The organism is Niabella drilacis, assembly GCF_900101395.1.
GTDB lineage: Bacteria > Bacteroidota > Bacteroidia > Chitinophagales > Chitinophagaceae > Niabella > Niabella drilacis.
Window position 1 is genome coordinate 145,080 of sequence record NZ_FMZO01000006.1, and the last position, 20,168, is coordinate 165,247.

General features: G+C 49.8%; 16 protein-coding genes. All 16 read right to left on the bottom strand.

The genetic code is table 11. The features are described 5' to 3' along the window. Positions 1-15 precede the first annotated feature (15 nt). Positions 16-1,335 (bottom strand): gluconate:H+ symporter, encoded by a 1,320-nt coding sequence (locus BLS44_RS12620; protein ID WP_090390441.1) that lies wholly within the window; start codon positions 1,333-1,335, stop codon positions 16-18. Between the two features lie 62 nt (positions 1,336-1,397). Then, complete coding sequence (locus BLS44_RS12625; RefSeq protein WP_090390442.1) at positions 1,398-1,907, bottom strand: gluconokinase; 510 nt, start codon at positions 1,905-1,907, stop codon at positions 1,398-1,400. 66 nt (positions 1,908-1,973) lie between these two features. Continuing rightward, on the bottom strand, positions 1,974-4,628 hold the full coding sequence (locus BLS44_RS12630; RefSeq protein WP_090390443.1) for a TonB-dependent receptor domain-containing protein: 2,655 nt from the start codon (positions 4,626-4,628) through the stop codon (positions 1,974-1,976). A 59-nt stretch (positions 4,629-4,687) separates the two neighbouring features. Further along, positions 4,688-5,680 (bottom strand): FecR family protein, encoded by a 993-nt coding sequence (locus BLS44_RS12635; protein WP_090390444.1) that lies wholly within the window; start codon positions 5,678-5,680, stop codon positions 4,688-4,690. Positions 5,681-5,734: 54 nt separating this feature from the next. Then, positions 5,735-6,331, bottom strand: a complete 597-nt coding sequence (locus tag BLS44_RS12640; RefSeq protein WP_090390445.1) for an RNA polymerase sigma-70 factor — start codon at positions 6,329-6,331, stop codon at positions 5,735-5,737. Positions 6,332-6,408: 77 nt separating this feature from the next. Beyond that, positions 6,409-7,632 (bottom strand): MFS transporter, encoded by a 1,224-nt coding sequence (locus tag BLS44_RS12645; protein WP_090390446.1) that lies wholly within the window; start codon positions 7,630-7,632, stop codon positions 6,409-6,411. A gap of 12 nt (positions 7,633-7,644) precedes the next feature. Further along, on the bottom strand, positions 7,645-8,715 hold the full coding sequence (locus BLS44_RS12650) for a galactose oxidase (RefSeq protein ID WP_245729203.1): 1,071 nt from the start codon (positions 8,713-8,715) through the stop codon (positions 7,645-7,647). A gap of 211 nt (positions 8,716-8,926) precedes the next feature. Continuing rightward, positions 8,927-9,850: a dihydrodipicolinate synthase family protein gene (locus tag BLS44_RS12655; protein WP_090390447.1), complete on the bottom strand. Its 924-nt coding sequence runs from the start codon at positions 9,848-9,850 to the stop codon at positions 8,927-8,929. Between the two features lie 3 nt (positions 9,851-9,853). Further along, positions 9,854-11,017: a sialidase family protein gene (locus tag BLS44_RS12660; protein ID WP_090390448.1), complete on the bottom strand. Its 1,164-nt coding sequence runs from the start codon at positions 11,015-11,017 to the stop codon at positions 9,854-9,856. A gap of 30 nt (positions 11,018-11,047) precedes the next feature. Continuing rightward, the gene (locus BLS44_RS12665; protein WP_176954405.1) at positions 11,048-12,556 is read right to left on the bottom strand and encodes a PKD domain-containing protein; all 1,509 of its coding nucleotides are present in this window, start codon (positions 12,554-12,556) and stop codon (positions 11,048-11,050) included. Between the two features lie 7 nt (positions 12,557-12,563). Further along, the gene (locus tag BLS44_RS12670) at positions 12,564-13,682 is read right to left on the bottom strand and encodes a sialidase family protein (protein WP_090390450.1); all 1,119 of its coding nucleotides are present in this window, start codon (positions 13,680-13,682) and stop codon (positions 12,564-12,566) included. Positions 13,683-13,694: 12 nt separating this feature from the next. Beyond that, complete coding sequence (locus tag BLS44_RS12675) at positions 13,695-15,131, bottom strand: RagB/SusD family nutrient uptake outer membrane protein (protein ID WP_090390615.1); 1,437 nt, start codon at positions 15,129-15,131, stop codon at positions 13,695-13,697. 37 nt (positions 15,132-15,168) lie between these two features. After that, positions 15,169-18,396, bottom strand: a complete 3,228-nt coding sequence (locus BLS44_RS12680) for a SusC/RagA family TonB-linked outer membrane protein (RefSeq protein WP_090390451.1) — start codon at positions 18,394-18,396, stop codon at positions 15,169-15,171. Positions 18,397-18,425: 29 nt separating this feature from the next. Next, positions 18,426-18,770, bottom strand: coding sequence for a hypothetical protein (locus tag BLS44_RS12685; RefSeq protein ID WP_090390452.1), 345 nt, complete (start codon positions 18,768-18,770; stop codon positions 18,426-18,428). 118 nt (positions 18,771-18,888) lie between these two features. Then, positions 18,889-19,569 carry a FadR/GntR family transcriptional regulator gene (locus BLS44_RS12690; protein WP_090390453.1) on the bottom strand — a complete coding sequence of 227 codons (681 nt, stop codon included), beginning with the start codon at positions 19,567-19,569 and terminating at the stop codon, positions 18,889-18,891. A 93-nt stretch (positions 19,570-19,662) separates the two neighbouring features. Beyond that, positions 19,663-20,151, bottom strand: coding sequence for a hypothetical protein (locus tag BLS44_RS12695; RefSeq protein ID WP_090390454.1), 489 nt, complete (start codon positions 20,149-20,151; stop codon positions 19,663-19,665). Positions 20,152-20,168: the final 17 nt, after the last annotated feature.

The following is a 20,168-nucleotide window of genomic DNA, read 5'->3' on the forward strand; positions in this document are numbered from 1 at the left end:
CTTCAATGCCGGCACTTATATCAATACATTCAGCAGTAATACGCCCAGCAGACCGGCGATCCCGATAATGGATTCCATCACCGTCCAGGTACGGAAAGTGTCCCCGATGGAAAGACCAAGGTATTCTTTAAACATCCAGAAACCCGTATCATTTACATGCGAGCACATCAGGCTTCCGGCGCCTATGGAAAGTACCATCAGCTCCGGCTTTACATGCATGGATGCGATCAGGGGTTGTACGATACCGGCTGCGGTAAGTCCGGCTACGGTGGCCGACCCCACAGCAATACGGATGAGGGTGGCCACCAGCCAGCCAAGGAATAAAGGAGCCATTGAAGTACCCAGGAAAAAATGTGTTATAGCATCGGCAGTCTTACTCTGGATGAGCACTTCCTTAAGCGCGCCCCCGGCGGCTATGACCAGCACAATGGTAGCAATGGCATTGATGGACCCGCTGGTCCGGTCCATTAATACTTTTATGGAGGTTCCGCGGAATACACCGAGGAACAGCAGGGCACAGAGCACCGCAATCAGCATGGCCATTCCCGGGTCCCCTGCAAAATGCAGTACACGGACCAAACCGGATGCAGTCTGATCATCAACTGTGGAAGCTATAGCTGAGGCCGCCATCAGCAATACCGGTATCAGCGCGGTGAACAGACTGATCCCAAAACCGGGCAACGATTGCCCCATGGGCTGCTCACTGCCAAAGATACCCGGCGGCGGGGCTGTTCTTATTTTTTTTATAAACTCCGGGAAGATCATACCAGCCAGGAGCAATGCAGGCAGGGCAACGCATAACCCATACAATAAGGTTTTGCCCAGATCAGCCTTAAATAAAACAGCAATGGCCGTTGGACCGGGGTGCGGCGGCAGAAACCCGTGTGTAATAGAAAGCGGAGCCGCCATGGCAATGGCCAGGTAGGCCAGGGGCAGGGCGGTTTGTTTTGCCACTACAAATACAAGGGGGATCAATACAATGAATCCCGCATTATAAAACAGGGCCAGCCCCACGGCAAACCCTGTTATCGCCAGGGCGATCTTTGCCCGGGCCGGGCCAAATGTACGGATCAGGCCATTGCAGATCTGTTGTGTTGCCCCGGTTTCGGTGAGCAGCGCTCCCAGGAGCACTCCCAGTCCTAAAACAAGGATCAACGACCCCAGTGTGTCACCGATACCTTTGTTAACAGCCGTAACCAGCTGCATCGGTTCCATTCCGTTTCCCAAACCAATAAGGAGCGCCACCACAATAAGGGAGATAAAGGCATTGAGCTTTGCGGCTGTGATCAGCAGCAACAGCAACAGGATTCCAAGTATCAGGATCAACAGGGCCATGGCAAGTATTTACAGATACCGAAAATACGGTTATTGTGACAAATGGAGCAGATCCGGGACCGCTAAAATCCGTGCTGTATCAACAGGGTCCGGATCTGCTCCAGCTCCCCGGGAAGATCCGTTATGGGAACAGTAATACAATCCGTTTCTGTTTCCGCAGGCTCTTCCAGGGCTTCAAACTGGCTCTGCAGCAATCCCGCCGGCATAAAATGTCCCTGTCTTGCACCGAGTAATGCACCCACCTGGCGGGGATCTCCTTTCAGATACAAAAACAAAATATCGACGCCGTTCCGTAACACCTCCCGGTATCGCTGCCTGAGGGCAGAACAGGCCACCACCACGGAGATACCTGCCGCATTCAGTTCCGTCATTTCCTGGTGGATACGTGAGAGCCAGCCCCGGCGATCTTCGTCCGTTAAGGGCGTACCGGAGCGCATTTTTTCGATATTGGCAACGGGATGCAGGTCGTCCCCATCAATAAACCGGCACCCGCACATTTCAGCCACCGCTTTGCCAACCGTGGTCTTACCACTGCCGGATACGCCCATTATAATGATCGATCTGCCTGTCATAATTCCGGCTACTAAGATAAGCCCTATCATTCAAAATTCCTCCGATGCAGCGGCCGCAATTCCGGATCAGATCCGGCTTTTTTCCTCCTCTGCGCTCTGTTCTACTTTCTTATCCCTGATCTTCTTTCCGGCGTTCAGCAGGTAGCTTACAGAAACACCCACCGTACGGGTCGGGCGTTTCTGATAAAAGTCGATCCGGACACCATCATAGGTCGTTAATGATTTTTCGCGGAAGGTGTTGAACAGGTCGGTCAGATTCAGCCGCAGGCGCAGTTTGTTATCAAGTAACTTTTTGCCAAAGGAGAGGTCTGTAATAAACATCGAAGCGTTGCGGGTGTTGCCGGAAATGTACGGAGAGCTGTATACGGTAGACAAGTTAATGTCAAAATTCTTCTTGAGGGTGAATGCCTGGTAACTATTCAGGTAAAACGCAGTTTGAGCCAGCTGAAAATCACCAATAGCATAGGCAGTGTGAAAAAGACCGGAGTAGATATTAGCCGTCCACCATTTGCTGATCTTCACCGGGGCATATACGGAGCCCCCATACGAGGTACGGTATTTAAAATTACGCGTCTGGTATTCGATCACTCCGTTGTCCTGGGGGGCAGCAAACTCTGCAATGATATTATTGGTACGCTGGTATTGCAGGTTGAACATATATCCTTTCCAGAAATTATAGCCCAGCTTATAGTTATCGGAATATTCCGGTAGCAGGTCCGGGTTACCCACCACAACAGAATAATCACCAATGCGGAGCCGGAAGGGGTTCAGGTCGCTGAACTGCGGCCGGCGGATCCGCCGGCTATAGCTAAAGGACAGGGAAGCCGGAACCGGTTTATCATTGAGCTGCTGTAATAAAAACACCGAAGGAAACAGGTTCAGGTACCTCCGGGTAAATTGTTGCTCCGAGGTAACATTGTTGCCCTTCATATAGGTTTCCTCTGCCCGCAGCCCCAGTTTAACACTGGTATGTTTTACGGATGTTTCCATAGCCGTGTAGCCCATCAGCAGGTTCTCATCATATACAAACCGGTTACTGGCGTCCTGGTTGATCAACCATCCATTGTTTGCAAAATATTCGGTAGTGGTGGTATTATCCCTCCGGGCGGTTACATATTTTGCACCCGCCTGTAACTTAGTGCGTGTGGTCAGGTATTTGAGATAGTCGGCCTGACCGCTGTAGATCCCTGTGTTGCTGGGATAACTGTTCCTGTAAAGCGTATCCATCAACGGATCCGTATAGCGGGAGGCCACCTGCATATTTTCTTCCTTTCCCCCGTTCACATAATCCGCAAGGATCTTAAATACCGAGCCCAGGGTATCCATCCGGTAACTGTAGTTTAACGTAGCGGTTGTAAGTCCGGGCTTACGGCTCCAGTCGGTAACCGAGGCCCCGGTTACAACATCCCCCGCACCATCATTTAATGTAATACCTGTTTTAAAATTCCGTAAAAGGTTTATAACCGTTGTACCCGCCTGGAAGCTCAGGGATTGTTGATCAGAAATATCATAGGCCATCCCCGCCTGGTAGCTGGTCTGCCGGTTATTGTTCACCCGGTCCGTAATGCCATCATAGGAGCGGTTATCCTGATAGGTATTGATCGTTCGTGCATAGTATACCTGTTCCTCTTTTGACAGGGAACCGTTTCCAAAAAGATACAAACGCTTTATCTTATATTGCGCCGAAATACCGGCAGACAGGTACGGTTTTCCTTTCTGCTGTTTATATACCGCCGTACCCTGCCCTGTAAAGCCTTCGTCCCTTGCTTTTTTCAGCACAATATGCACGATGCCGCCGGTACCCGATGCCTCATATTCAGCCGGCGGATTGGCGATCACTTCAATCTTTTTAATGTTCTCGGAGCGGATGGTTCGCAGGTATTCTGCCAGGTCGGAGGCAGCCATGCGCTGCACCACGTCATTGATCATGACCGTTACCGGTCCGTTCCCCTGGATCCTGATTCCCCCGTTGGGATCTACCCATATACCGGGTGCCTTTTGCAATACTTCCAGCGCGTTATTTCCGTCCGCCAGCGGCGTGCCTTCAACATTAACGATATAGCGATCGGCTTTTCTCTCCACCAATGGCCTGGAGGCCGCAACAGTTACGTTGTTCATGGTGCTTTTATCTTTCTCCAACAGGACCGGTTTCAACCGCAGTGTGTCTGAGAATACGATCGTAACGAGAACCGGCCGGTAACCAACCGAGGACACCTGCACCCGGTATTCTTTACCAGGCTCAAACGGGTAATGCATCCGGAACCGGCCATCATCCCCTCCGGCAGTTCCCGAGAGCATCACACCGTCATTGATCAGGGTTACCGAAGCATAAGGCACCGGCTTCTGCTCCGCGTTGATGACCAGCCCCTCCATCGTCCTCAGGTCCTGCTGTTCGTTCCGACGTTGCTCCCGGATCGCCGCACTTCCGATAATAATAAGATTACCCGGCTGACTGGTATAGAATAGTCCGTTGGGAACAAGAATGCGGTTCAGGATCTCCGATACCGGCAGCCGGCGCGCCTGAACGGAAGCCTTCATTGAATCCAAGACCACTTCGTCGCTGTAGATCATTTTGTATCCGCTTAACTGCTGCAACTGATCTAACACTGTTTTAAGCGGCTGATCCCGTGCGACAACAGAGATCTTCCTGTTTTGAGCATGCGCCGATGCGCACCATACCATCATTATAAAAATAAAAAAGCGACTCCCTGCCAATTTCATGACGTTTACATATCTGTTATACGCCTCCTTTTGCAAATTGTTACAACGCGGCCTGCAGATCACTGTATGGTTACTTTTTTTTCTTCGATCTTATAGCTGAACGGATATGCCATCCGCAATGCTTCCAGTCCCGCGGCCAGGCTTTCATTAACAAATACGCCGCTAAACCGCTTTTCTTTCAATGCCGCTGTTTTTATTTCGATGGTTACACCATATTTTTTCTCAAGCTTCAAAACGATCTGTTGCAATGATTCTTTTCTGAAAACCAGCGAATCATCTTTCCAATGCATTTGCTGTTCCTGCTCCCGGCTTACCGAATCTACACTAAACTGCACCATGCCCCCCGCGCTATTAGGCACCCGTAACCACTGCCGGGGTTTCAGCAGCACTTTATCGGTAAGACTGCCCCTTCTTGATACTTCTACCGATCCGCGCAGCAATATCACGCTGATATCGGGGTTATCTTTATAGGCATTCACACCAAAAGCAGTGCCTTTTACTTCTACCATAAGGGGCCCGGCCAGCACCTGCAGCGGTATTTTCCGGTTCTCTGCCACATCAAAAAAGGCTTCGCCCTGCAGCACGATCTTGCGCTTTTCTTCCCCAAAACCGGTATTATATTCCAGAGTGGAATGATAGTTCAGGGTTACCTGTGTACCATCCGGCAATGTCGTATACAATTTCTTATTTGTCGTACTTAATGTCAGCATCCGATCCTCCTTTACCTGTTTATTCGTATAGCGTATAAAAACGATCAGCCCGGCAGCCAGTAACAAAACAGCAGCCGTCCTCAACAACGGAAGCGGCAGCCACCGCTTTTGCTGCGGTACGATCGGTTCGTCGGCCCCGATACGTTTCCAGATGGCAGAAAGCCGCCCTTCCATACCGGGTTTCACCGCCGGGTGGCGATCATCAGCGACGGCGATCGCCTCATAAAGTTGCCGGTATTCCCTGTTCTCTTTCATACCCTCTTCGAACGCTTCCCGATCCCCCGGTGAAAGTTCATTTCTCATCTTCTTTGATAACAAGGCTAAAAATTGTTCCCTGTTCATATCATTTATGCTCTATTTTATAAGACAAAAAAAACAGCCCGTATACTCATCGCCTCAAAAAAATAACAGGAAGGTCTTTCCTTTCAACGGCTTTCCCTGCGGATGATATCCCAGGTACCCGCTTACGGCCGCAGCCAGGCTTTTCAGGGCCTTATAGAGTTGATTTTCGACGGTTCTTACAGAAAGGGACAGGATAGCAGCAACGTCCTTCGCCTTCATTCCCTCCTCCTTAATAAGCCGGAAAATCACTCTTCGCTGCTCCGGCAATTTTTCCACGGCGATCCGCACGATGGCTTCCAGCTCTTTATATTCTGTATCCAGGGTATTACCAGTATCCCGGCTCAAAGATTCCGGATGATGCGGCAGTGGTTGTGCCTGTTTTGCAGGCCGCCGCAGGTAATTGAGACAGCCGTTCCGGGTAGCCACAAAAAGATATACCTGCGGAGACCGGACCGCTGCAAGCTGGTCCCTTTTTCGCCAGATGTTCACAAACAGGGATGATACCAGCTCTTCTGCCGGCTCCGGCTGTTTTACATACTGCATGGCAAAATCTACCAGCCGTTCATAATAACGGTAAAAAAGCTGATCAAAGGCTTCCTTATGTCCCTGGCTTATCTGCAGGAACAGGAAATGAAGGGATGTTGCATGCATGCATATATACAGACACTAAAAATAATGCATCTACTTATGTATTTGCGGTTTTTATTCTGCCTGCCGCATAGCGCGGGTCAGGCCTCGTTCTTGTAGTCAACGGTTTTGGGATTTAACAGCACCAGCTGCAGGAGCACCGCCACAAAAACGATAATGGCCAGCACGGTAAAGTCGCGGGTCAAATGCCCGGCATCAACCGATCTTCCTAAAAGATCTGTGATCCATGCGCCGAAAAATACACTGGTCATGTTCATAAGACCATAGGCGGTAGCCCGGTAACGGGGCGCCACCAGCTGGCAGAGAATGGGCATATTGTTGGCATCAAACATGCCAAAGCCAAAGCCGAAACAAAATGCGCCACAAAAAAGCAGGAATAAGGTATGCCCATAACCCAGCAGCAGCAGGGCCGGGATCGTAAGCAGCACACCGAATGCACTGGTATACACCCGCCCTTTCAGGCTTTTTTGTACCCAGCGGTCGGATAATAAGCCTCCGGTAACCACTCCGATCAGCGAAGCAACTGCAATGGTAATGGTAGCAATGGGGCCTGCCGTGCTCATTTCCATACCGAGGTGATCGGAGAAAAGTGTGGGCAGCCAGTTCTTCACGGCCCAGCCCGGTATACTGGGCACGGTAAAATACAAGAGCAATACCCAGAAAGAAAAATTAGCGAACAGTATTCTAAATCCTTTGAAAGCGGACGGGGCTGCTGTTTTTGCCGGGGCTTCCGGCCGGTGTTCTCTTAAGAACAGGATCAGTACAACCGCATAAATAACACCAACGATCCCAAACACATGAAAGGTAGCCTGCCATGAATAGGTTTGGGCAACCGTAGCACCAAAACCGCCAAATGCCTGGCCGGCATACAGCCCGATCATATGGATCCCCACTGCCAGGGACCGTGTTTTTGAAGAATGATAGTCGGCAATCAGCGATAGGGCCGCCGGTATATACAGCGCTTCGCTCACACCCATAATGGCCCGCAATCCATACAGCTGGTTAAAGGAGGTAGCATAGCCCATCAGCAATGTAACGCCCGACCATACAAATAGGCTGCCCGCTATCAGCCACTTCCGGTTCAGCCGGTCGGCAATAAGTCCCGATACGGGCGACATCAGGCCATAGATCCAGAGAAAGATCGCCATCAGGTGACCAAAGGTAGCGGCGCTCTCCAGCTCCGTAATATCGATCTGCATGGAGGGCCGCATGGTAGAAAGCATCTGCCGGTCGAGATAGTTGAGCAGGGCGACCACCCATAACAAGGCAACAACAACCCATTTATAATATTTTTTTTCTTTCATCTGGCAATTGTATTATTTTCTGACACCGGTATCTGAAGAAATGGCATATACCTTTGGGGTTCTGATGCCCGGCCGGATCTCGCCACCGGGCAGGATCCACTGTTGCTTCCATTGCACCAGCGGGGTGGTAACCGGAACCAGGAAGCCGTTCCCGGGGCCCGTTATATTTTCCGGTACGGACCAGCAGTCTTTTGCCGTATCATAACGGATCATCTTTTTTGAAAATCCCGGGTGGGCCAGGCGCAGATCCTTTCCAGCCAGCATGCCATCATCGCCTCCCAGCAAAAAGAACTGTCCGTTCTTATACATCAGCGGACCTGGTGCGGCTGCTACAGGGGCCGGAAGCCCGGCTATCTGTTTCCAGCCGCCGGATGCATCAAAGCGATAAGCATCTTTCAGATAGATCCGCTTACCCGCCACCAGCCCGGCCCCGCTAAACAGGTAGAACGCCCGATCTGTAGCCGCGGCCACCCCCAGCATCCGCGAAGGCCCCGGCCATGCGGGTAGCTTTGTCCAACGGGCTTTTTGAAGCCCCTTGCTGATATCCATGGCGTAAAACGCCTTTTCCGTTACAGGTGCGTCGGGTGCAGTAATGCCCCCTGCCACATAGATCACCTCACCCACAAGGGCTCCGCAGGTATTGGCCAGCGGAACCGGAAGCGATGGCAGTGAAGTAACCTGTAACCGCCCTTTTACCAGCTGCAATAAGAACACATCTGCATAATGTCCGTTCGCATTGCTGCCCCCGATACAGATCAGCCCTTCCGGAACAGAAATGGACACCCCATATCCGAGCGGCCGGGGTAAGGAACCCAGTTTTTTCCAGCGTCCTTTTTCATTGGCCAGCAAAAACACCTGGTCATACCATACCTTCTGCGATCCCTTCCACGGGGCACCGCCCCCGGGAAAATTACTTCCCCCGGCTACAATAAGCTGCCCGTCGATTGTACCGGCAAAAGCACCGGCAAAGCCTGTGCTGTCCGGCAGGGGTGCCAGTGCCTTAATGGTCAGCGCAGGCTCCTGTGCAAAAAGCAGATCCGGTATCGTAAAAAAAAGACCCAGTATAAATAGCAACGACTTCATGGGGGTTGTGTTAACAATGAACTTATTTAGACTTTAATTGAATGGCTCCTGAAAGCCTGGTCTTCCCGCTGACCGGCGCAGCTATTCACGGATCCGTTTACATTCATCCGCGATAAAATCCCGGCCCGCCTCAACCTGGCGGACCGGGAAGGACAGAACCGGACAGGTGAAGGGAAATCCCATCCAACCAGACAATATCAACCACTCAAATTTACTGTACGTCGTATACACAGTTCTTCAGCTTCTCAAAAAAATTAAACGATTCCAGGAACCGTTTTATCTCATTTTTCTGCGCTTCCGCTAAGGCTGCCAGGGGCAGGCGGCAGGGCCCCAGTTCATACCCCATCAGTGCAAGAATGGCTTTCTGTGCCGGGATGGGCCCATACTTTGGCAGACAGGAGATCATATTATTGGCCAATAGCTGCAGGCTCCTCGCCTTTTCTATAGCGCCTTCTTCAAACGCCTTTATGATCGCAACATACAGTGGTGCGGCAAAGGTATAGGTACTTCCTATAGCGCCCCTGGCCCCGATGGCGAGCGCCGGCAACAACAGCTCATCATACCCGAAAAGCACATCATATTTTCCTTCCCTGTAGTTAAGACATGCCTGGTACTCGTGCAGCGTGGAGGCGGTATACTTGATACCTGCAAGATTGGGGATCCGATCTTCCGCCAGCTCCAGGAAACGGATCATATCTACCTGGATGCCGGTAAGCGCCGGTATGTGATAATAATAAAAAGGAAGTCCCGGCGCCGAAGTAGCGATCTCCGCCATACAGTCTACCAGGTTCTCCGTTCCGGAAGGTTTAAAATAAAAACCGGCCACAGAAGAGATCACATCTGCCCCCGCAACGGCAGCATGCCTGGCCAGTTTTTTTGATTCCGCTATGGACGTATGCCCCACATGCACAAAAACCAGTATCCGCTTCCGCACGGCACTGATATATGCTTCCGCCACCTGCATCCGTTCCTCTACTGTAAGGTTGGGTCCCTCCCCGTTAGTACCACAAATAAATACGCCCTTTACTCCATCTGCGATCAGCTTTTCTACAAGCGCCGGCACCAGCTCCAGGTTCAGACTTCCGTCTGCATGAAGCGCGCTGAAGGTTGCTGCAATGATTCCGTTTATTTTCATCTTCTATTTTTTCAATAACCAATTGTTCTTTAATTTTTTTAATACCAGGGTATAATTAAAATCCCGGTCTTTTTTCCCGGATTCGTAAAGACAATAAACCGATCCGTCCTTACCCACGGCTACATCGCTATAACCGCAGGGGCCTGCATCGATAACCTTATGCACCGGCCATGTACGGCCTTCATCAAAAGAGATACGGGCCGACAGGTTCCTCCGGGGATGCTTCCCGATATCCCGGCTATCGGGGTTGATGAACAATAGCGGCCGTAAACCCTGCCGGCCTGTGACTGGTAATGTGGCAATCGGTGCCATACAGGTAGGATCAAACAGTTCTTCTGCAAACTGCACGGCAGACCAGCCATCGATACCCGAAGCGCTCCTGCTGAACGCCCGCCTCAGGTTTTTGGAAGGGTTCCGGATGCTCATCAGCACCGAACCGTCCGACAGTTCCACCGGCATGCTCTCATTCGGATTCACGATCGCAGCAGAGCTGTCGGCAATAATCGCCCCTCTTTTCCAGCTGCGGCCCCCGTCATCGCTGTAAATGGTAGTCACACAGGAGGGCGCATGGCTTCTCCTGGGCACCAGCTTATTGGAGTTGGCCAGCCATACGGCACTTAGCAAACGGCCGTTGGAAAGCTGGATGCCGTGCCCCGGTCCGGGCGCCAGCACCTTCCAGTTATACTCCGGTTTAAACAGCTCATATGTCTGGGTAATATTCACCGGGTGCGCCCACGTTTTTCCGTCATCGGCCGAATACGTGTAAAATCCCTCTTTATAATCCTTTTGGTACAGCAGGTGAATGATACCGTTTTTATCAACAATGGGAACCGGGTTACCAACCGGCCCGCCTTTAAAGGAGTCAATCACATGGATGGAGCTCCAGGTCTTTCCTTCGTCTGTACTCCTGCGCATCAGCAGGTTCATATCGGCCCAGTCGCTGGCCGTTCCGATCCGCCCTTCACAAAAAGCCAGCAACGAGCCTTGTTTTGTACAAACCAATGCCGGAATGCGCAGCGATTTATAAACGCGGTCCGGGGCAAACACTACAACAGCCTCCCTGTTATCCGGGGCAACAGATGAGGGTTTTCCCGCACAGGAAAACAGCAATGATAGCACCCAGAGATGCATACACATTGTTATACCGCGTAGCCATACCTGCTTCATTTTATAATGCTTTTAATGATCCTTATTGATTTAATACGTTCCCAGTTCTGTAATTTCAGCATCGGTAAGCGCTCTTTTATAAACAATGAGCTCATCCAGGTTACCAATAAAGTAATTACTAAAACTGCTGGCACCTTCCTGCATACCGATCTTAAAGGCGGCACTGTTGGATACCTCCTTGATACCGGTAGTGGAACTGCGTTCCGTCATTTTCTGACCGTTAATATAAAGCTTTGTTACCAATCCCGACCGAACGGCCACCACATGATACCATTTTCCATCTGCAATATTTCCGGGATCTGCCAGCGCCAGGAACGAGCCGCCGGCAGCATCTTCCGTATTAAAGGCGGTATACTGCGTGGCAGAGCTGTTGAGACGTAACCAGGCCTGGTTGTCTTTTGATCCGTTCTTACCGCTTTCCTGCCATACCATCATCCGCACCGTACTGGTCGATTGTACCCAAACAGAGATGGTAAAGTCGCCGGCGCCCATATTAAAGGCCGGATCATCACCTACGATGATCCCACCGCTTCCATCAAAATGGCCGATGCCCGTTGTAAGTCCGTTCCTGCCGGCCTGAACCGCGCCAACCTGGCCCCTCCGGGTAACAGGAAGCTTTAACGGCCCTTCATCATCTATTGAACCATTGAAGGGGAAATAACCAACCAGTCCGTTTGCAGGGATCACATTAATAAACCGCTCCACCGTTTTTGAATTGGAAGCTACAGTATTTTTGATACTCAGGGTTACCGCATAGATGCCCGCTTTATCAAATTGAAAGGAAGGGTTCTGTTCGGCAGACCGGAGGTTGGTGCCTGCTCCTTTTATTTCCCAGGCCCATTCGGTGGCAATACCCAGCGATTGATCCGTAAACTGAACCTGCTGCCCCTCATAGATCGCCTGCACATCTGCCCCAAAAGAAGCCGCCAGTGTATGCGGGTCAATAATATGCAATGCTTTTTCTTTCTGTAGTGTATCCCGGTACTCCGGATTGGATGCAATAAGGCGAATATTGTAGAAGCCGGTGTCGGTCAGGCTGATCTCCGGATGCTGCTTATCCGAACTGATGACCGCGCCCGTTGCCAGGGATGTAAATTCCCATTTCCAGGAAGTAGGCAACCCGGTGCTCTTATCCGTAAATTGCAGGGTTTCGTTTTGCAGGGCTACCGTCTTTGACTGGGTAAAAGCAGCTTTAATAGCGCTATACCCCACTACGATCATTTTTTCCTTTGTAAGCACCGCTTCGCCGGCAGCGTTCTTTAATTGCAACGTTACAGAATAAGTTCCCGGCGTTTTGTAGGTCACCGTTGGGCCTGACAGGTTGGAAGCAGCAGGCGTCCCACCTTCAAATTCCCAATGCCAGTTCGCAACAGTTCCTTGCGCCATCTCTTTAAAAGTAACGCTATCGCCGGCCATAAGCGCTGTCTTGCTGGCGGAAAAATCGACGATGATTGCAGAATTGGCAGTATCTTTTTTACATCCCGCCAATAACAGTGCCGTAACTAAAATGATACCCGATAAATAATTCATAATTTTCATACCGCAGTTATTGAAGGTTAGACAATGGGATACGTTTAAAATAGATCCGGTCATAAGGATTTTTATCCCCGTTCTCGAAGATCAGCCCTATATGCCGGTCGTCCAGCAAAGCCATATCAGAATAAGCGGAAGCGCCGTAAAACACTGTATATGCTTTATTCCAGGTTTTCCCGTCATCCCCGGACATTTTCACGGTCATATTGGTACGCGTTTGCGCGGCTGCATTGGATTGTAATAATACCCAGCTTCCGTTCTGTTTAAAACTGATCATGCCCGCCTGGCATTTGGGATCCACCAGGTCCTGCTGCAACCGGTTATCGCTCCAGCTTAAACCGCCATCTGCGCTATTGGCCAGTACCCGGGCATTGCTGACCGAAGAACGCATATTCAGCAACAGGCCGCTGTTCGTTTCCGCAACGGTACACTCTCCTACATCGCCCTGCTTTGTAAGCGCACCTTTCTTCCATGTGGCACCGTGATCATCTGAATAAACCGAGAATGAATAACTTTTATTTCCTGAACCACTAACGGAGGTGTACGTAGGTGCAATCAGCCGGCCTTTATAAGCCCCTTCCGTTAACTGTATGCCATGAACCGGTCCGGTTGCATACCAGGTCCAGCCGATATCTTTTACATTGGCCGTGATCTCCTCCGGTGTTGACCAGGTAATCCCTTCGTCGGTTGACCGGGTTACAAATGCCCGGGTATTGTTCCAGCTCATTAATAAGTGAATGGTGCCGGTTTCCTCATCCACGATGGGCACGGGATTACCGCAGGTATTTCCACCGTCATCCCATATCACCATCAGATCGCCCCAGGTTTTACCGCCATCCGTGCTCCGCTTCAGCACCATATTGATGTCGCCGGCATCGCCGCAGGTTCCGCACATGCGCCCTTCTGCAAATGCCAGCAGCGTTCCGGATTTCGCGCGTACTATGGCCGGAATACGAAACAATGCATATCCTTTATACCCGCGCTCAAAAAGTTTAATATACTTATTGGAGTCTGCAAGTCCGGGCGCATCCGGGTTCATCGGTTCAAACCCAACCAGTCCTTGTTTCTTGCACCCGATGGCCATTAATACCAGACCACAAAACCATATTGAAAAAAGCGTTTTTGTAAGCATCGTTTATTAAATTTAATATCCTTCTGTTTGAGTCAGATTTGAGTTAATATCTATTTGTGCTTTGGGAATGGGGAAGAAAAGCGGGATGGTCGCGTTCATATTGGCCACTTCCGCACGTACATCAATGACCCCTTCAAAATGAAAGCGCAGCAGATCAGGCCAGCGTTTGAGCTCCAGATACAGCTCTCTGAAACGCTCATTCAATATCTCGCGTTCTACTGACAGTTTATCTGTTGCGCCCTTATAGTTGCCCGTACCGGCGCGTACCCTTATTTTATCCAGTTCGGTGATCGCATCTTCCGTACGTCCCAATGCCGCTAGCGCTTCCGCTTTAAAAAGGATCAGTTCTCCCAGGCGGTACACGATAATATCATTGTCGTAATACCGGTTATCCGGGTAAAGCGTTCCCCGCATTTTATTATCAAAAACGCCGATCACAGCATTATTGGCCCCAACGGCGGTGATCAATGAAGCATTGGTCCGTTTGTCATTTGCATTCACCTTAAACGCTTGCTGTAATTTATCAGAAGGTGCATACTGGCTACGGGCGCCGCTTACGGCATAAGGGATATCATTCTTATTCAGTGCGGCCTGCACAAAAAGATCACGCGGCTTCAGCTGTTTGCTGTACTGATCCGATTTTTCATCTTTGGCAAAATGCAGGGCAAACAATACTTCTTTCCCCTTACGGTTGTCCGTACTGAATATCTTTGAAAAATCCTCTTCAAGGTTTAAGCCAGCTGAAGCTTTATCCGCAGCATCAATAACCCCGGTAAGATCTGCCGCATCTCCACCCAGTACTTTTGCCTTCCACAACAGCACATCTGCCTTTAAAGCGTACGCCGCCTGTTTTGATGCCAGATCCTTGTTCCGGATATTATCTTCCGGGAATGTATTGATGGCCTCATCAATATCTTTCAGTATAAAAGCGGCAACGTCCGAAGCCTTTGCTCTTGCAGGCAGGAGCATCTCCGCACTTTCTGTGGGTACTGTTACCACCGGCACATCGCCCCAAGAACGCAGCAGTGTAAAATAAATATGCGCTCTTATGAACCTGGTCTGGGCCAGTATCCGGTTTTTATCCGCCTCCTGTGTAAAGGTGATACCGGGCGCATATTTCAATACCAGATTGCAATGATGCACTACGTTATAAAAATCCAGCCAGTTGGGTGCATTTTGAGGTGTCAGGTTTTGCTGCCATGCCGATGACATCCCGGATTCCAGCCCCGGGCTAAAGGCATCACCCCTGTCCTCCAGGTAATAGGTATTATTCATTACATCGCGGTACTTCGAATAGATTCCGGTAAGGTAGCCGATCACATCGCCTTCGGCATTCCAGTAGTTTTCAGCGGTGATGGCCGACTCGGGCTTTATATCGATCAGCTTCTCACAGGCCGGCAAAAAGAGCAGGCTGGCGAGTAGCGCTACAGGTATATAATAATTTTTCATCCGAATATTGTTTTTATTTTGATGGGGATCTGCGGGTTTAAAAAGTAGCGTTAATTCCAAAAATCACTTGCCGGGGCCGGGGGTATAAACCGGGATCCGCACCGGTATACACTTCGGGCATCAGCCCGTTATAGTGGGTGAGGTAGCCCAGGTTAAATACCGAGCCAAACAGCTCCAGGTTCTGCAAAAAGGCCCTGGCCAATATGCGTGGCGGAAAGCGATAGCTGAGGGTTACTTCGCGGAACGCCAGGAAATCACCTTTGGAATAATACAGCGAATTATTAGATCCATCGGCACCACCGATGCCATTATCCCAGCGGAGATGGTTTCTGAAATTATAATCATAATCACTCTGCACGGTATATTTGGGGATGGTGGCTTTATCACCCGGCTGCTTCCAGATATCGGGGCCCATTACATCCGGCAGCGCGGAATTATTGTTGCGCGCACTTCCCATCACATCGGCCTTAAATTTATTGTCGATCACATGACCGGTAGCCCAGTCTCCTACAAGGCGCAGTGAAAGGCTTTTGTAAGTGACCGTATTTACGAAGCCACCCATTTTATCCGGGCGTATATACCCCATAAAGATCATATCATTGTTGTCGATAATACCGTTCCCGTCCAGGTCGTCCCAGATAGCATCCCCACCCAGTTTCACCCTGCCGCTGGCATTCAGATCGCGGGGAGCATTGGCCGCATCCTCATCGCTGGCATAGGCGCCCAGCAGGTGATAGGCCCAGCGTTGACCAAAACGCTCGCCTTCTGCAAAGCCGCCTACTTTCCTGTAAGTGCCTGAAGCCACATCGTACACATAGTTTCCGCCAATCCTGTTTTTGTCTTCTCCATTTGCGGGCTGTTTTACGACTATTCCTTTATTATAGGAGAAGGTAGCATTCACTTTCCAGGAGAAGTCTTTGGTTTGAACAGGAAGTGCTTCCAGCTCAATTTCAAATCCCCTGTTGCGGATGGAACCGTAATTGCTTTTAATAGAAGAGAAGCCGGTAGTAGCATCCAGCGGTTTATCAAAAAGCCGGTTAGACGTTAATTTATTATAGTAATCCAGGATCAGCGTTACCCGGTTGTTAAGAAAACCAATATCGGCTCCAGCATCAAATGACGCCGTTTTTTCCCAAACCAGTATCTCATTTTTAAGAACCGTATTAACGATGCCCGCCTGGCCATCATAATTATAGCCCGTTGCATACTGCCCATAAGCATCATAGGCGCCAATATTGTTATTACCCACCATACCAAAGCTGGAACGCAGTTTCAGCGAGCTGACCGTTTTCAGCACAGGCTCCCAAAATGCCTCCTTATGTATATTCCATCCTGCGGAAAGTCCCGGAAAAAAAGCCTGTCTTCTTTTCTCTGCAAAACGCGAGGAACCGTCCATTCTTAAGCTGGCCGATAACATATACCGCGATTTATAATCATAGTCTGCCCGGCCAAAATAGCTCATCATGACCTCAGAAGATTTGGAAGACGAGGTCCGTTGCGTTTCCGGTACGGTAGCATTCAGGGTGGCCACATAATCCGTAGGAGCGCCCCGGCCGCTGGCGCTTAAGCGAAAAGCGTAGCTGTTAATATAACTGGTACCCAAGACCGTATTAAGATGATGTCCCCCGCTGATTTTTTTGTCGTAAGATAATAGCCCATCAATTTGTGTTTGCCGGTCCAGATTATGATTGGCCGAAGCATTCCTGTTTTTATACACGCTGCTGAATGCTTCATACCGGTTTTCCACGCCCTCTGTTGTAAAATAATAGAAGGTAGGTGTAAATTTCAGTCCCGGCAAAATATCCCAGTTGGCACCTACTTTGGATGTATACCGATATACTTTTACATCCGTATATTTTTCTTTATAATACACTTCGTAAAGCCGTGGTAAAAAGGAGGAGATCCCTTCGCCCGGAGCAGGAGTTCCATCTTCGAAACGCAGGCGGTAGGTAGGCGGCGTTTTAATGGACCGGTTCACCACATTGGTATAATTATTCGGTGCATTGGCATTCCGCAACTGGAAGCTAAAACTGGTATTCATGCTCCATTTATTGCTCAGCTTCATGGTTCCGTTAAACAAGCCGTTATAGCCCTTGTAGTAAGTGCCATATACGATACCGTCCTGGTTATTATGCCCCAGGCCCAGGTAATAGGTATACTTATCGGAGCCGCCGCTTACATTGGCATCCACATCAATCCGGTTGGCGTTCTGATAGGTTACATCCTCAAAATTCGTATTCTTAAAGATCAGCTTTTTTCCCGTAGCAGGATCCTCCATGGTTTCCCAGCCCTCCCTGTTGATCAGGCCGGCTACATAGTCTTCGCCATAATCCCTGATATAAACATCAAGAAACTCAAGCGTGTTCTTTGAGTTACGCGGATTACCGGTTGACATTCCATAAGTGCCCCCACTTAAATACAATTGCGGATTGGAAGTGTTATAGGCCGCTATATTTTTGCGGGTTACATAGATATAATCCCGGGCGTTTAAGAAATTATATTTCTTGCCCTGCCGGTCCTGCCCGGTGGAAAATTTTAAATTGATCTTCGGTTTGCCGGCAGTCCCCCTTTTTGTTGTAACCATCACAACACCATTTGCGGCACGTGCTCCGTAGAGGGCGGTAGACGCGGCATCCTTCAGCAGTTCCATCGATTCGATGTCATCCGGGTTCAGATCGCTGATGTTACGCATTTGCCCGACAATACCATCCACAATGAGTAAGGGTGCATCACTTTCCGGGGAAGTGGAGCTTCCTCCCCTGATAAATATCTGCGGGTTGGCGCCGGGCTGGCCGTCAGACAACTGGATAGACACACCCGCAACCTTTCCCTGCAGCTGTGCCAGTGGATTTACACCCGGTGCATTCCTGAATTCCTGACTGCCTACCTTTGATACCGAAGTGGTCAACGTAGTACGGGCCTGCCGGCCATAAGCAATGACCACTACTTCATTCAACGGATCCGACCGCGACTCAAGCGTTACCGTAATATGCAATTCCCTGCCCGGTATTATTTCCCGCTCTTTATAACCGATGGCACTTACCACCAATACGGCGGAGTGTTGCGGCATTTGAATACTAAATACTCCGGTGGTGTCCGTTGTGGTGCCCAGGGTGGTTCCTTTTACCAATACGCTGGCACCGGGTACGGGTTGCAGGTCTGCGTTCACCACGGTACCGGTCACCACCCGGGATGTTTGGGCATTCAGCACGGCTGATCCCCAGAAACAAAAACTAAAAAAACAGAATAATGCAATCGACTTCATAGCGATAGTTTGTATGATCTTAAACTTTTTTATTCGGGATTATTTTCCAAAATCCGGGAAAGGCTGAACTTATGCAGCGCTATCGATTTATTGCTGGTACTTACATGCAGATTTTCATTGAACTCCGTCCATGCCGCCACGCCATCATCAGCGGTCCTGGTCATGGATGAATAATCGCCCCTTCCGGCCTTGACAACTGAAACTGTTCGGGAGCTATGCCCCCCTCCTTCATGTCCTCCGTCAAAAAGTACAACCGGCAACGACCGGTACGGCGCAGCCGCTGCCAGTTCCTTCGCTGTCTTTATGCAGCCTCCCCAAAAAAAAGGCGGCGCAACGGGCAAGATCCGCCGTTTAGTGAACATTGTTGTTTTCATGTGTCAATCGTTTTAGTAGTTATGTTCTACATAACAAATATACAACATAATCCCGGATCAGCAAAAATTTAAATCCTAAAAGGAACAGGGGAGTCGTGTTTCCGGCGCAGTAATGCGGTTAGCGATGCGCTTTGAGCCGGTCGTAATGGGGCTGCAGGTGTGCCAGCATTCCTTTCTTAAAGGCCTCTTTATCGCCCTTACGCAACAGTTTTACCAGGTCTTTATGTGAAACTTTTCCGGATACCTGCTTTTCCTTTTCCAGCTTTACCACGTATCCGAAGATCGGGAGCAGCAATTTCTGAAAATTCTTCAGGGTTTCATTCCCCGTCATTTCATATAATTTTCCATGAAACGCGATCTCGTTGCTGATGCGGAAAAAATCGCCCCGGGTTTCATTGGCAGCAATGGCCTCCAGCTCATCAATATCGGCTTCTGTTTTACGGATAAACAGCAGGTCGGCAATACCCACTTCCAATGCCAGCCGCAGTTCAAAAAGATCCTGCAAGGTAGCGGTGTCCATAATAGTGGGGTTCAGCACTTTTTCAAAAGTGCCTACGATGTCCGGGTTCGAAATGATCATTCCCACTTTTTTCTTTGACTCGATAATTCCCAGCATCTTAAAACGGCTCAATGCTTCCCGCACCACATTACGGCTCACGCCCAATGCTGCAGCCAGCTCCAGTTCGGTAGGAATCGCATCCCCGGGTTTAAAGGATTTCTTTGCAAAATAATCACGCAGGCTCAATTCTACCTGCTCCGCCATCGATTTGGCCCCGATCGGCTTAATGCCTTCTACCATAGAATAAATGTATTTTGTACTACAATTGAACAAAATTACACATTTACCTAAAACCAGGTCATTTTTTTTATATCCGTAAAGATCCCCCCCGGGTTAAAGAATGATGGCCGAGCGGCGCAGCCGCACACAATCGGTATATCCTTCAAAATAAGCGGGGATGCTGTCCTCCGGGCCATTCTTCAAACGATTGTTTACCTGGTTGTAGGCGAGGATACCGGTTTCAAAATCAGGCTGACCGGTAACAAGAATAGGTTGGTTCAGCTTCTGGTACCAGTAATAAGAACCGCCCACATTTCTGCGGGCCACCTCAAAAAGATAGGCGCCTGTACCGGCTACTATTTTCTGCTGTTGTACGGGTGTCATCTCACCGTAAAAGCCACTGGCATCCCGGAGCAGGGTTTCCAGCACTTCAAGGCTGCTAACTGAATAATCCAGTCCGGGATAGCGGGGTGCATATTTCTGAAGAAAGGCTGCCGCCAGCATTTCCAGCTCCTTGTCCAGGCCCGCAGGCTCCTGTTTATGAGGTTCTTTTTTTGCAGGATCTTTTTTATCTGTGCCATTAAAAAAATCAAAAAAACGCATAGGTCAAAGTTTATATC

Excerpts from the sequence above, each read along its gene's own strand:
- BLS44_RS12645 (WP_090390446.1), bottom strand. The coding sequence starts at position 7,632 with ATGAAAGAAAAAAAATATTATAAATGGGTTGTTGTTGCCTTGTTATGG.
- BLS44_RS12665 (WP_176954405.1), bottom strand. The coding sequence starts at position 12,556 with ATGAAAATTATGAATTATTTATCGGGTATCATTTTAGTTACGGCACTG.
- BLS44_RS12620 (WP_090390441.1), bottom strand. The coding sequence starts at position 1,335 with ATGGCCCTGTTGATCCTGATACTTGGAATCCTGTTGCTGTTGCTGCTG.
- BLS44_RS12670 (WP_090390450.1), bottom strand. The coding sequence starts at position 13,682 with ATGCTTACAAAAACGCTTTTTTCAATATGGTTTTGTGGTCTGGTATTA.
- BLS44_RS12640 (WP_090390445.1), bottom strand. The coding sequence starts at position 6,331 with ATGCATGCAACATCCCTTCATTTCCTGTTCCTGCAGATAAGCCAGGGA.
- BLS44_RS12655 (WP_090390447.1), bottom strand. The coding sequence starts at position 9,850 with ATGAAAATAAACGGAATCATTGCAGCAACCTTCAGCGCGCTTCATGCA.
- BLS44_RS12635 (WP_090390444.1), bottom strand. The coding sequence starts at position 5,680 with ATGAACAGGGAACAATTTTTAGCCTTGTTATCAAAGAAGATGAGAAAT.
- BLS44_RS12680 (WP_090390451.1), bottom strand. The coding sequence starts at position 18,396 with ATGAAGTCGATTGCATTATTCTGTTTTTTTAGTTTTTGTTTCTGGGGA.
- BLS44_RS12695 (WP_090390454.1), bottom strand. The coding sequence starts at position 20,151 with ATGCGTTTTTTTGATTTTTTTAATGGCACAGATAAAAAAGATCCTGCA.
- BLS44_RS12660 (WP_090390448.1), bottom strand. The coding sequence starts at position 11,017 with ATGAAGCAGGTATGGCTACGCGGTATAACAATGTGTATGCATCTCTGG.
- BLS44_RS12685 (WP_090390452.1), bottom strand. The coding sequence starts at position 18,770 with ATGAAAACAACAATGTTCACTAAACGGCGGATCTTGCCCGTTGCGCCG.
- BLS44_RS12650 (WP_245729203.1), bottom strand. The coding sequence starts at position 8,715 with ATGAAGTCGTTGCTATTTATACTGGGTCTTTTTTTTACGATACCGGAT.
- BLS44_RS12690 (WP_090390453.1), bottom strand. The coding sequence starts at position 19,569 with ATGGTAGAAGGCATTAAGCCGATCGGGGCCAAATCGATGGCGGAGCAG.
- BLS44_RS12630 (WP_090390443.1), bottom strand. The coding sequence starts at position 4,628 with ATGAAATTGGCAGGGAGTCGCTTTTTTATTTTTATAATGATGGTATGG.
- BLS44_RS12675 (WP_090390615.1), bottom strand. The coding sequence starts at position 15,131 with ATGAAAAATTATTATATACCTGTAGCGCTACTCGCCAGCCTGCTCTTT.
- BLS44_RS12625 (WP_090390442.1), bottom strand. The coding sequence starts at position 1,907 with ATGACAGGCAGATCGATCATTATAATGGGCGTATCCGGCAGTGGTAAG.